General features: G+C 75.0%; 9 protein-coding genes. All 9 read right to left on the bottom strand.

Annotated features, from left to right (window positions below; translation table 11 throughout):
* The coding region (locus tag AOJ26_RS11820; protein ID WP_159044268.1) for a non-ribosomal peptide synthetase at nt 1–1,873 on the bottom strand (1,873 nt) is incomplete at its 3' end.
* Nucleotides 1,874–1,913: 40 nt separating this feature from the next.
* Nucleotides 1,914–2,135: an MbtH family protein gene (locus AOJ26_RS11815; protein ID WP_053848203.1), complete on the bottom strand. Its 222-nt coding sequence runs from the start codon at nt 2,133–2,135 to the stop codon at nt 1,914–1,916.
* Between the two features lie 63 nt (nt 2,136–2,198).
* Entirely contained in the window at nt 2,199–3,197 is a 999-nt protein-coding gene (gene sbnB / locus AOJ26_RS11810) for a 2,3-diaminopropionate biosynthesis protein SbnB (RefSeq protein WP_053848202.1), read from the bottom strand.
* Between the two features lie 65 nt (nt 3,198–3,262).
* The gene (locus tag AOJ26_RS11805; protein WP_053848201.1) at nt 3,263–4,039 is read right to left on the bottom strand and encodes an FkbM family methyltransferase; all 777 of its coding nucleotides are present in this window, start codon (nt 4,037–4,039) and stop codon (nt 3,263–3,265) included.
* Nucleotides 4,036–5,562, bottom strand: a complete 1,527-nt coding sequence (locus tag AOJ26_RS11800) for a condensation domain-containing protein (protein WP_053848200.1) — start codon at nt 5,560–5,562, stop codon at nt 4,036–4,038. Before AOJ26_RS11800 ends, AOJ26_RS11805 begins: the two co-directional genes overlap by 4 nt.
* Nucleotides 5,563–5,568: 6 nt before the next feature.
* Nucleotides 5,569–6,552 carry a 2,3-diaminopropionate biosynthesis protein SbnA gene (gene sbnA / locus AOJ26_RS11795; protein ID WP_053848199.1) on the bottom strand — a complete coding sequence of 328 codons (984 nt, stop codon included), beginning with the start codon at nt 6,550–6,552 and terminating at the stop codon, nt 5,569–5,571.
* A gap of 104 nt (nt 6,553–6,656) precedes the next feature.
* Nucleotides 6,657–6,953, bottom strand: coding sequence for an acyl carrier protein (locus tag AOJ26_RS11790; protein ID WP_053848198.1), 297 nt, complete (start codon nt 6,951–6,953; stop codon nt 6,657–6,659).
* Nucleotides 6,950–8,755 carry an acyl-CoA dehydrogenase family protein gene (locus tag AOJ26_RS11785; protein ID WP_053848197.1) on the bottom strand — a complete coding sequence of 602 codons (1,806 nt, stop codon included), beginning with the start codon at nt 8,753–8,755 and terminating at the stop codon, nt 6,950–6,952. The genes AOJ26_RS11790 and AOJ26_RS11785 overlap by 4 nt, the downstream gene beginning before the upstream one ends.
* Nucleotides 8,752–12,237, bottom strand: a complete 3,486-nt coding sequence (locus AOJ26_RS41735) for an AMP-binding protein (protein WP_078959854.1) — start codon at nt 12,235–12,237, stop codon at nt 8,752–8,754. The genes AOJ26_RS11785 and AOJ26_RS41735 overlap by 4 nt, the downstream gene beginning before the upstream one ends.
* Between the last annotated feature and the right edge of the window lie 215 nt (nt 12,238–12,452).

Below are 12,452 nucleotides of genomic sequence, written 5' to 3'. Positions count from 1 at the left end.
GACGGGCGGGGGGCTCGTCGTCGCCGGACGTCCCGTCCGGCCCGGCGGCAGCGGAGGGGCCGCCCGTTGCGACGGTTCCGCCGGCAGCCGCCACAGCACCGGCACTCGGCCCGCCCGAGCCCGGCGCGCCCAGCAGTCGCGCCTGCGCCTCCACCGTCGTCGCGCCGAACAGGCCGCGCAGCGAGATCTTCTCGCCGGAGGCCGCGCGCAGCCGGGCGGCGAGCCGGGTCAGTTGCAGCGAGGTGCCGCCGAGCGCGAAGAAGTCGTCGAGCGCGCCCACCTGTTCGCGGCCCAGCAGTTCCGCCCAGACCCCGGCGACCAGCTTTTCCGCCGCGTCGCGCGGGGCGACGGACCCGGCCCGCGCGACGGCGGTGAGCTCGGCAGGCAGGGGCAGCGCGGCACGGTCCGCCTTGCCGCTCGGCAGCAGCGGGAAGGCGTCCAGGACGTGGAAGAAGGACGGCACATGGCTCTCGGGCAGCCGCTCGGCGAGGAAGACCCGCAGCTCAGCGGAGCCGGGGGCCGGACCGTCGGTGGTCAGGTGCGCCGCGAGCCGCTTGCCGCCGTCCTCCCCCTCGTACGGCACCACCACGGCACCGGTGACCGAGGGGTGTGCGGCGAGGGCGGCCTCGATCTCACCGGGTTCGATGCGGACGCCGTTCACCTTGACCTGGTGGTCCAGGCGGCCGAGGTACTCCAGCGTGCGGTCGGCCCGCCAGCGGACCTGGTCCCCGGTGCGGTAGAGCCGGGCCCCGGACTCGTACGGGTCGGGCACGAAGCGCTCGGCGGTCAGCTCGGGCCGGCCCGCGTACCCTCGGGCCACGCCGACGCCGCCGACGTACAGCTCTCCGGGGACGCCGACCGGCACGGGGGTGCCCGACGGGTCGAGGACGAGCACCTTCAGGCCGGGCAGGGGGCGCCCGATCGGGACGGGCCCGCTCGTGACGGCGGGGTCGGCCGCGAAGGCGGTGACGTCGATGGAGCACTCGGTGGGGCCGTAGGTGTTCCACACCTCCAGCTCCGGGCCCGCGAGCTCCCGTACCCGTGCGACGAGTTCGGCGTGCAGGGCCTCGCCCGCCGAGAACAGCAGCCGGAGCGAGCCGCAGCCGCTCCAGTCGCCCTCCTCCACCAGCAGCCGCAGTACCGAGGGCACGACCTGGAGGACCGTGATGCCGTGCTCGGCCACGGCCCGCAGCAGCCCGGCCGGGTCGCGCTCGGCGCCGGCCGGGGCGAGCACCACGGTGCCGCCGCCGACCAGCGGAGCGAAGATCTCCCAGCCGGCCGCGTCGAAGCCGACGGTGGTCTTCTGGAGGATGCGGTCCCCCGCGCCCAGCGCGTGCCGCTCGACCGTCCAGCCGACCCGGTTGGCGATGCCGGCGTGGGTGACGGCGACGGCCTTGGGCTTGCCGGTCGAGCCGGAGGTGAAGATGGCGTACGCGACACCGTCCGGGTCGGCGGCGGGCAACGGCTCGTCCGAGTCCGGGAGTTCGCGGGCCGCGTCGGGGTCGACGCGGCGGGCGCCCGCCCCGGCCACCGTCTCCTCCAGTTCCGGTCCGGCGAGCACCAGCCCCGCCCCCGACTCACGGATCAGCGAGGCCAGCCGGGCCGTGGGCTGGGCCGGGTCGAGCGGCACATAGCCGGCGCCCGCCCGCCACACGCCCAGCAGCGCGACCACCAGGCCGGCGCCGCGGGGCAGGCTCACCCCGACGAGCGTCTCGGGCCCGGCGCCCAGGTCCGCGAGGAGGCGGGCCATGCGAGCGGACGCGCGGTCCAGCTCGTCGTACGTCACCGCCCGCTCGCCGTCGACGACGGCGACGGCGTGGGGCGTACGGAACGCCTGCTCGGCGAAGCGTTCCGGAAGCAGTTCGGCGTTCACGGCAACTCCTGTCACAGACCTGGGTGGAGGGCGGCGCGACTCAGGCCGCGGAGGACTCGTGCATGCGGCGGCGCAGGCTCAGCGGACGCATGTCGGTCCACACCTCGGCGATCCGGGCCAGGCACTCCTCGCGGGAGCCCTCGGTGCCCTCGGCGTGCCAGCCGGCGGGCAGCTCGCGGGCGACGGGCCACAGCGAGTACTGCTCCTCGTCGTTGAACACCACGCGCTGACGGGGGCCTTCGGTGTGCTGCTCGGCGGTCATGACTGCTCCTTCGGGCATACGGACGGTCTGGTGGAAGGGGGTGAAGGGTGAACGGGTGACGGTTCAGGCCGGCAGGAAGTCCTCGACGCGGACGCCCAGTCCGCGCCGTTCCGCCTGCTCGCGCACGTACTCGGCGAGGGCGATGTCCAGCACGCCCAGGCCGAACGGCGAGTACACGACGGGCCGTTCCGGCGTGCGCTCCAGCGTCGTGCGGCCGCGCAGCAGCGCGCCGATCTCGGCGGTCACGAAGTCCCGGTCGCCCGTCATCTGCTGGGCGAGGTCGAGGGAGGTGCGCTCGCGGCACACGTGGTCGGTGTCGTCGACGACGTTGACCGCGCCGAGGATCGTCTCGGCGGTCAGGTCGCGCAGGGAGATGTGCAGGACGGTGGTGTCGGGGCCGCAGGCGGTGAGGTCCAGGTGCGGGGTCGCGGCTGTGGTGGCCAGCGAGACCAGCCGGTGCTCGCCGAGCGCCGCGGCGAGGTCGGTGACCGCGTACGCCTTCACGGCGGGCGCGGCCTCCTGGCAGCGGGCGGCGAACTCCTCGGCGCGCGCCGGGTCGGTGTCGTACAGGGCGGCCTCGGTGAGCCCGGGGAGGGCGGCCGCGAGGAAGCGCAGGATCTCCAGGTTGATGACCCCGCAGCCGACCAGCAGCACGGAGGCGGGCGGGTGCCCGGCGGTGAGCTCGGCGGCGGCCAGGGCGGCGCTCGCCGCGGTCCTCTTCGCGGAGACCACCGCGCCCTCCACGAGGGCCACCGGACGCCCGTGGTCGAGGGAGTTGAGGAGGATCGCGGCACTGGCCCGCTCGGTGCCGGCGGCCACGTTGCCGGGGAAGGAGGCGATCCACTTCATCCCGGCGGCCGGCCGCCGTCCGCCCCGGTAGGCGGGCAGGCCGATGATCCGGTCGCGGGCGTGGTGCTCCTCGGGGAAGCGCAGGAACGTCGAGTGCGGCAGGGACGTGCGGCCCTCGTCGTGCAGCCGGTAGGTGTCGGCGACGAGGTCGATGATCTCCGTCTCCCGGCCGGACAGGACGTCCGTCACGTCGGTGCGTCGGAGGATCAGCATGGGGTTCCCTCTCTGCGGAGCCTTTCGGTGATGCAGCGATGGTGGGCTCGGCCGCTATATGCGCCCTATACGGCCCGCAGCGCCTCGACGTCGTACAGCACGGTGTCCGCGAGCAGCGGGTCCTGCCGCACGTCGACGGTGAACCCGCGCGCGGTCAGCAGCTCCCGTACGGCGGCCAGCCGGCCGTCCTCGTCGTGCACCTCGGCGACCACCGCGCCGACGAGGGGCCAGTGCTCCTCCTCGACGCCGCGCAGCACCTCCAGCTCGGCGCGCTCCACGTCCACCTTGAGCAGGTCGACCCGCTCGACGCCGTGCCGGCGCAGCAGCTCGGAGACGGTGACGGCGGGCACGGTCAGCTCGACGCCCTCGTGCAGCCCCTCGACCAGTTCGGCCGCGTCCTCGGGATCGACCCCGCTGTTGCGCAGGAAGGTCAGGGTGATCTCGTCGTCGGCGTCCGGGTCGGCGTGCAGTCCCGAGTTGCCGGGCGCCTCGGGGTAGTAGGTGAAGCTCAGCCGGCCGGGGCGGTCGGAGACGGCCGCGCACTCGGTCCGCCAGCCGGGGGCCGCGTGCTCGGCGAGGTTGCGCTCCAGACAGGCGTGCAGAGCGGGTACGGGTTCGGCGGCCAGGACACGGACACCGGGCCGCACCCGGGAGCAGTACACCGACATCAGGCCGATGTTGGCGCCGATGTCGACAACGGTGTCACCGGGCCGCAGCCGTCCGGCCGCCCGGTGGTAGGCGCCGGGCGGCAGCATCTCGCGCCACATCGCCACGGCGGCGGGGCCGTTGGTGCACCACACGGCGGGTCCGTCGGGCAGTTGCCTGCGCAGGCTCTCGCTCATGCCGCCCCCGATCCGAGCGCCAGCAGGAACGCCAGGTCGTCGTCGTGGGCGACGAGACCGACGTCGGACACGGCGGTGTCCGGGGCGTCCAGGGAGGCGTCCAGCAGGCACCGCCAGGTCTCGCCGAACCGTTCGACGGTGGCGGCGTCGAAGAGGTCCCGGCGATAGCGCAGGACCGCCTTGAAGCCCCGGGAGTCCTGGAGGATCTCCACGGTCAGGTCGAGCTGGCCCTCCTGCTGCGGTACGTCGACCAGTTCGGCGCGCAGCCCGCCGAGGCGCACCGGGCCCTCGTACAGGCCCTCGACGGGCAGCCGGTCGGCGGCGACGAGGGTGCAGGAGATCCGGAACAGCGGTCCGCCGCCGAGCAGTTCGACGGGGTAGCGGGCGTGGGCGAGGCCCCGGCGGAGCTGGTCCTGCGCGGACGCGATCGTCTCCAGCAGGGTCGTCGCGGGGGTGAAGCGGGCGGCGGTCGGCAGGGCGTTGACGTAGTAGCCGACGGCCTGCCGGGTGGCCGGGGTGAGGCGCGTGGTGGCCGGGCAGCCGATGAGGAAGCCGTCACCGCAGCCGGAGCGGTGCAGGGCGGCCTGGAAGGTGCCGAGCAGCCAGGCGAACGGGGTCAGCCCGCGCGCGGCGGCGGTCTCCCGCAGCCGCCGGGAGACGTCCGGCTGCCAGACGGTCTCATGGGTGGCCCCGCGGAGCGTGCGGTGCGACGGACGCGGCCGGTCGGTGGGCAGCACGGCGGCCCTCAGCCCCGTGCACACCTCCCGCCAGTGCGCAGCCGCCCGCGCGCCGCGCGGCGAGGCCACGAACGCCCGCTCCGTCCGCACCTGTTCGTCCCAGCCGACCGGGACACCGAGCGCGACGAAGGGTCCGGATCCGGGCGCGGACGCGGGACCGGGCTGAGGAGCCGGGCCGGGTCGGGGTGCGGGCGCCTGCGCGGTCACCGGGCCGGACGTGGACGCCGGGCCCGGCTCCGGCTCGCGTGCGGGGCCCGGCGTGACGACGGCGCCCGGCTCGGCCGCCGCGTCCGGCCGTGCCGCCCCGCCCGGCTGCCCGGTGCGGGTGCCGTACTCCGTGAACAGGTCGCGCAGCAGGAGCCACTGGGACGTGGCGTCGCTGACGATGTGGTGGGTGGCCGTGACGAGGACCGCGTCCTCGGGGGTCCGGCGCAGCAGGACCGCGCGGAAGGCGCCCTGGGCGGTGAGCCGGAAGGGCTCCTCGCCGGCCTGTGTGGCGAGCCGGAAGAGGCCTGTGTCGTCGGCGTCCGGTGTCTCGCGGACGTCGAGGCGGACGGACTCCGCCGCTCCGACGCGGCGCACCGGCCCGTCGTCGGTGCCGGGGAAGCGGGAGCGCAGCAGTTCGTGGCGGGCCACGAGCGCGGTCAGCGCCTCCTGGAGGACGTCGACGCGCAGGGTGCCGCGCAGCCGTACGGCGAGGACGACGTTGTAGGCGGGACTGTCCGGGTCGAGCTGGTGGGCGAGCCACAGGGCTTCCTGCCCGGCGGAGAGGGGACGCGCGGTCATGGCCGGTCAGTCCTTCCAGAGGTGGGAGACGTCGCCGAAGTTCTCGCGCACCCACGTGTCGGAGTAGATGGTGTCGAGGTAGCGGTCGCCCCCGTCGGGGAACATCAGGACGCAGTTCGAGCCCTCGGGGACGCGGTGCCGGATCTTCCACAGCGCGGCCACCGCGGCCCCGGAGGAGCCGCCCGCGAGGACCGCCTCCCGGGCGATGAGCCGCCGGCAGGCCACCACGCACTCCAGGTCGGAGATGTGCACCACCTCGTCGGCGTAGGCCGGGTCGGCGAGCGGCGGCACCACGGAGGCGCCGTGTCCGGGGATGAGCCGCTGGGTGGACTCCAGGCCGAAGATCGCGCTGCCCAGCGCGTCCACGGCGACCACCTTGGTGGGAAGGCCCCGCTCCCGGATGTGGTCCCGGCAGCCCCGCAGCGTCCCGAAGGTGCTGACCGGGCAGAACAGGTAGTCGACCTTGCCGTCGAGGCTGTCCGCGATCTCCCGCATGGTGGTCTCGTGGGCCTTGGGGTTGAGCGGGCTGGCGTACTGGTTGGGCCAGTACGCGCCAGGGATCCGGGCCACCAGCTCCCGCACCCGGCGCAGCCGGACCGGCAGGTACTCCCCGGTCAGCTCGTCGCGTTCGGTGACCACCTCGACCTCGGCGCGGAAGGCCCGCAGGACGGCGAGGTTCTGCTCGGTGGTCTTGCCGTCGACCACGCAGATGAAGCGCAGTCCGAAGTAGCGGCAGATCTGTGCGAGCCCGACGGCCAGGTTGCCGGAGCTGGACTCGACGATCACGGACCGGCCGGGTTCCACCTCGCCGGCCCGGATCGCCGCGAGCAGCATGCCGAGGGCGGAGCGGTCCTTGATGCTGCCGCCGGGGTTGAACCGCTCGACCTTCCCGAACACGCGGGAGCCGAACTCCGGGAGGAGTCGCGCCAGTTCGACGAGCGGGGTGTTGCCTACGGTGGACAGGATTCCGGGATAGGTTTTCTCAGGCACGGGCCCCTCCGGGGCGTAAGCGCCCGAAGGGGCGCGGGGCGGTGACATACGCGGCTCCGCCGCGTGGGCGCGACCGGCCACGACGAGGCCGCGGCCCGAACGACCTAGCGCGGCACTCCCCCCTGCGACTGCCGCAGCTCCGCTGCCAGGTGTGCGGTGATCGCGTCGATCGTCGGGTGGTCCCAGGCCAGCGTGGGCTCCACCACCAGTCCGAAGTGGTCCTCCACGTCGCCGCACAGGGTGAGCGCGTACACCGAGTCGAGGCCCATCTCGGCGAGCTGGGTGCCCTCGTCGACGTCGGCGGGGTTGCGCTCCAGGTAGTAGGCGACCCGGTCGACGAGCCAGGCGCGGATGGCCTGCGGCGCGACGGGGGCGGTGGGGGCGGAGGCGGTTTCGGTCATGAGTCAACTCCCTTGGCGGGCCCGCCGTCCGTGGCGAGCCGGGTGCGGAACAGGTCGAAGGTGCGGGCGGCCTCGTGCCGTGCGGACAGCTCCGTGAAGAGCGCGTCCACGGCGGCCCCGGGCAGCGGGGCGCGGTGCGGGCCGAGCCGTTCGGCGAGCCGGTGCAGTGCGGCGCCGGCCCAGCGCGGGTCGGCGAGGAACGGGTCGCCTGCGGGGTCCTCGGCGGCCGCGCGCCACACGCCCAGGCAGGCGGCGGCCGCGAGGAGGAGGACGTACCGCTCGGCGAGCAGGAAGGCACGGCGGCCGGCGAGCGGGGTGCGGTCCTGCGGGGACAGGGCCGTGGCACGGTCCGCGAGGTCGGCGAGGTGGCCGCTGAACTCCGCTGCCAGCACCGCGAGTTCGGCGTAGTCAGGGCCCCGGCGGGCGAGGTCGTCGGCGAACCCGGGCAGCAGGGCGGCCAGTCCGTCCGCACCGCGCGCGGTCAGCTCCAGACGGCCGAGGTCCAGGGCAGGCAGCGGGTCGTGGAGCCGGAACAGCGAGGCGTCGTACGGCTGCCGGGGGCCGTTCGCCGCCGGGCGCCAGGCGCGGTCGGCGAGCCGGGGCAGCTGCGGCACGATGTTCGACAGGCACACCGCTCCGCTCGCGTGGGCGAGCGCGACGACGGGCAGGTCCCGGGCCGTCTTCTGGAACCCGGCGTACGGCCCCTCACGGACGTAGCTGCGGGCGCCGAGCAGCACCCCGAGCCGGTAGGAGCTGTCCTGGAGCAGCTTCGGCACCAGGTACTTCACCGCCGCCGACCGCACGCTCGCCTCCTCGGGCGCCAGGTGCAGGGTGCGCGCGGCGACCATGGCGAGCGCGTCGCAGACCAGCAGGTCGACGAAGGCGCCGGCGAGGGTGGCGCGGGCGAGCGGCAGGGCGCTGACGGGACCGCCGTACAGCCGCCGCTCCCCGGCGAAGGAGAGCACGGTGCGCAGTTGCCGGTCGCCGACGCCGACGACCATCCCGGGCAGTACGCAGCGGGTGACCTGGAAGACCTTCAGTACGGTCTCCATGGCGCCGCCCTCCTCGCCGAGCAGGGCGTCGGCGGGGGCGTGGGCCGCGGTGAAGTCGGCGCCGCCCAGCAGGCAGCCGCGCACCCCGGAGGTGGGGTAGCGGGCCGAGCGGTCGACGGCCGGTGAGTCGAGGTCGACCAGGAGATGGGAGTGGCCGCGGCTGCCGGGGCGCTCGTCGGTCCGGGCGAACAGGACCGCGGCCTCGGCCCGGCCGATGTTGTTGACGAGCTGCTTCCCGCCGTCGAGGAGGTAGCCGCCGCCGGGCGCGGGCCGGGCGGTGAGCGCGATCCGGGCGAAGTCGCTGCCGTGGTCGAGCTCGGTGTAGGCGGCGACGACCCGGCCGCCGCCGCACAGCAGGTCCGCCACCCGGCGCCGCTGCTCGTCGGAGCCGTCCGCCCACACCGGCAGTCCGGCGATGAAGCTGGTCACGCCGTGCCCGATCGCGAGGGAGGCGTCCCGGCGGAACAGGCTCCGCATGAGCAGGGCGAACCGGTCGGCCCGTGCGAGGCGCCCGCCGAACTCCACCGGCACGAACTCGGCCCCCAGCCCGAACGCGGCGAGCGCCTCCTCCCCGGCCGCGAGCAGCTCACCCCGCTCGTCGGCGGCGAGCACGGCGCTCAGGCCCAGCGGGTTGGCGGGGTCGTCGGGGTCGCCGAGAAGGGCTTCCAGGGCGGCGATGCGCTCCAGCGCGGGGTCGGTGGCCGTGCCGGTCGCAAGGCCGGCCGTGTCCGGTGTCAGCAGGTCCGTCATGCCGCTTCCTCCTTGGGGGTCTCCGCCAGGCGGCACGGGAACAGCGAGAACAGCAGGCCCTGTTCGGCCTGGGCGTCCAGGGCCGGGAGCAGGGCGTCCAGGGCGGGCCCGTCGGTGTCGTCCAGGTCGGGCTCACCGGTGAGCCGGTGCAGCAGGCGGGCCAGGACCGCGTCCAGCCAGGCCGCGTCCGTCCACAGCGGTCCGCGGGCCCGCGGCGTGCCGGTGTTCTCCAGCCACAGGTGCAGGCTCGCCGCCCCTGCGTACACCAGGGCGTAGCGGCGGGCGGCGGCGAACGCCGACTCCGGGACGGCCCGTGCGCTGTGCCGCAGCGCGGCCGTCTCGGCGTGCAGTTCCTCTGCGAGGGCGAGCAGCGTCCGGGCGCGCTCGGCGACCCCGGCCGGCGCGGTCCGTGCGACGCGCTCGACGGCCTCCGGCAGCGACTGCACGACGCTGGACCCGGACCGCGCGTACAGGCTCAGCCGCGCGTGGTCCAGGGCGGGCGCGGGCCCGTCCAGGCGGGCGGCCACCGCCACGGCGTCGCGGTCGGCGAGCCGGCCCCGCCAGCCCCGGCACAGCACCGGGAACTGGTTGATCAGGGAGTTGAGGTTGACGGCCGTGCTGCCGTCGAAGATCCCGACGATCCGGTGGTCCCGCTCCAGCTTCTGGAACGCCCCGTCGGCGAAGTCCCGGGTCAGCATCGCGCGGGCGCCCAGCAGCGAGCGCAGCGCCCCGATCACCTCGTCGCCCAGCGTGGGCACCAGGTACTTGGCCACCGCCGACACCACGCTCTGCTCCCCGGTCAGGGTGTGCGCGGAGCGGGTGGCCACCAGGGCCGCCGCCTCCATGGCCAGCAGGTCGGCGTAGGACTCGGCCAGGGTGCGGGCGGCGTGCGGGAGTTCGGCGAGCGGGCGCCGGTACAGGCGGTGGGAGCGGGCGAAGTCCACGGCGATGCGCAGGGCGTGGTCCGTCATGCCCAGGGACATCGCCGAGCAGAGCGTACGGGTGATCTGGAAGCCCTTGAGGATGATCTCCAGGCCCTCGCCCTCGCCGCCGATCAGCGCGTCGGCGGGGACCTCGGCGCCGGCGAGGGCGAGGCCGCTGATGTCGGCGCCGCGCACACCGTGGGTGGGCACGTGCGGCAGCGGATGCCAACTGCCCTCGGCGAGCGTCGACTTGTCCACCAGGAAGAGGCTGAAGCCTCGGGTGCCGCCCTCCGGCCTGGTGCGGGCCAGGACGCACACCAGGTCGGCGCGGGTGGCGTTGTTGATGAGCCACTTGCGGCCGTCGAGCCGCCAGCCGTCCGCCGTGCGCTCGGCCCGCAGCTCGCCCGCCAGCAGGTCGCTGCCGTGGGCGTGCTCGGTGAGTGCGAGCGAGACGACCGCCCCCTCGTTCACCCGCTCGGCCAGCGCCCGGGCCTGGTCCTCGCGTCCCGCCACCCACACCGAGATCGCGCCCAGGTACGTCTTGGCGTGCGCGAGGGCGGAGGTGAAGTCCCGCCGGGACAGCGTGCGGATGAGCTGGAGCAGCTCCTCGCCGGTGCGCAGTGCGCCCCCGTGCTCGGCCGGCACGAAGTGGCGGGGCACCCCGAGCGCGTCCAGCTCCCGGCACACCTCGGCCGGGAACTCCTCGGCCCGGTCCCACTCCGCGACCCGGCGGTAGGAGAACACCCGCCGCTCGTCACGGGGGTCGCCGAGCCGCTCCTCCAGCTCCCGGGCGAAGCCGTGCGGATCCCAGCCGGCCCGGCAGGACCGGACGAGCTCCGGCGACAACTCCTCGTGCAAGGAGGTCAGTTCATCGGTCTCGAACAGCTCCCGCATCCGTGCCCGGCGGATCTTCCCGCTGGTCGTGCGCTGCACCCGGCCCGGCTTGACCAGCACCACACCGCCGACCCGCACCCCGAGGCGCTGGGCGAGACGGGCGCGGGCGGTGCGGGCGAGGGCGGCCAGCTCGTCCGCCGTACGGCCGCGCCCGCGCACCTCCTGGACCGCGACGATCTCCTCGGCCCCCGCGCCACCGGGCCGGGAGGCGAAGACCGCGGTCGGCCGGTCGGCGAAGGCGGGTTCCAGGTCGCGCAGTTCACGCTCGATGTCGTGCGGGTACAGGTTCCGGCCGTGCACGATGATCATTTCCTTGAGGCGGCCGGTGACGTAGAGCTGTCCGTCCCGGAACGCCCCCAGGTCGCCGGTGCGCAGGAAGGGCCCGGTCCCGTCGGCCGTGACCGCGCCGAAGGTCCGCTCGGTCTCCTCGGGCCGGTTCCAGTACCCGAGTGCGACGCTCCCGCCGCGGATCCAGATCTCCCCGACCCGCCCCTCGGCCAGCTCACCCCGGCCCGCCGGGTCCACGATCCGCACGTCGAGCCCGGCCACGACACCGCTGGCGGCCAGCTCCTGGCGTACGGCGCCGTCCTGGGCCGCCACGACCTCGTCCCGTGCCAGGGCGCCGGCGTCGGCGGACAGCACCGTGGGCGGTTCGTCGGCGAGGGTGCCGGAGACGTAGAGGGTGGCCTCGGCGAGGCCGTAGCCGGGCAGGAGGGCGCGCGCCGAGAAGCCCGCGTCGGCGAAGCGCTCGGCGAACCGGGCGAGGGTGGCCGCGTCGACCGGTTCGGCGCCGTTGCAGGCGTAGCGCCAGCGGGACAGGTCGAGGCCCGCGGTCTGCTCCTCGGTCAGGCGGCGCGCGCACAGGTCGTAGGCGAAGTTGGGGGCGCAGCTGACCTCGGCGCCGTACTCGTCGATGAGCCGCAGCCAGGACACCGGGCGCTTGAGGAACTCGGTGGGCGACATCAGCACCGCCGTGCCGCCCAGGTACAGCGGGGCGAGCATCATCGCGATGAGCCCCATGTCGTGGTGGGCGGGCAGCCAGCTGCACCAGGTCATGTCGCCGTGCCAGCCGTGCCGGTCGCGCATCATCCCCAGGTTGTGGACGAGCGCCCCGTGCGGCACCATCACGCCCTTCGGGTCGCTGGTGGAGCCGGAGGTGTACTGGAGGAAGCACAGCGTGCCGGACTCGGTCGGCGGTTCACGCCAGGCGTCGGCGTCCCCGGTGTGCTCGGCCTCCGCCACGTCCACCGCCGTGAGCCCGGGCAGGTCCGCCCGCTCGGCCTCCAGCCACCGGCGCACCGCGGTCAGGCCCGGGCCGTCGGTCAGCACCAGACGGGTTCCGGTGTCGGCGGCGATCGCGGTGGTCCGGGACTCCTGCCGCCCGAAGCCGCCGGGCAGCGGCACCGGCACGGGCACCGCGCCGGCGTAGAGGCAGGCCAGGAAGGCGCGCAGGAAACCGGTACCGGGCCCGCAGGACACCAGCACCCGCTCCCCGGGCGCCACTTGGCCCGCGAGCCACTGGGCGGCGGCCCGGACCCGGTGGTCCAGCTCCCCGTACGCCAGCTCCTCCACCTCCGGTCCGGTACGGAAGCGGACGGCGCTGTGCGCGGGCCGGTGCTCGGCCCTGCGGCGCAGCGCGCCGACGAAGCTCTCGAAGTCGGTCACCCCAACTACTCACCCTCTGCGGCCCGTCGGGCCGCGCTCGCACAGCAGCGGTCTGGACTTCAGCCAACCGGGGCGCACTATGCGGCACCTATATGTGGCCTTTGGTGCGGTACGCGAACTCACCGCGCACGCCGACGGCCGCCGTACGCACCACGGGGGGAGGGGTGACGTACGGCGGCCGTCGGCGTGCGCGGTGAGTTCGCGTACCGCAGCAA

It is taken from the genome of Streptomyces sp. NRRL B-24085, from assembly GCF_001282115.1.
Classification (GTDB): domain Bacteria; phylum Actinomycetota; class Actinomycetes; order Streptomycetales; family Streptomycetaceae; genus Streptomyces.
Note: the sequence above shows the minus strand (reverse complement) of the source record. Positions and strands in the feature narration are given on the sequence as shown.

Bases quoted from the DNA above. Each gene is read 5' to 3' on its own strand.
- AOJ26_RS11815 (WP_053848203.1), bottom strand. From the start codon at position 2,135: ATGACCGCCGAGCAGCACACCGAAGGCCCCCGTCAGCGCGTGGTGTTC.
- sbnB (WP_053848202.1), bottom strand. From the start codon at position 3,197: ATGCTGATCCTCCGACGCACCGACGTGACGGACGTCCTGTCCGGCCGG.
- AOJ26_RS11805 (WP_053848201.1), bottom strand. From the start codon at position 4,039: ATGAGCGAGAGCCTGCGCAGGCAACTGCCCGACGGACCCGCCGTGTGG.
- AOJ26_RS11800 (WP_053848200.1), bottom strand. From the start codon at position 5,562: ATGACCGCGCGTCCCCTCTCCGCCGGGCAGGAAGCCCTGTGGCTCGCC.
- AOJ26_RS11790 (WP_053848198.1), bottom strand. From the start codon at position 6,953: ATGACCGAAACCGCCTCCGCCCCCACCGCCCCCGTCGCGCCGCAGGCC.
- AOJ26_RS11785 (WP_053848197.1), bottom strand. From the start codon at position 8,755: ATGACGGACCTGCTGACACCGGACACGGCCGGCCTTGCGACCGGCACG.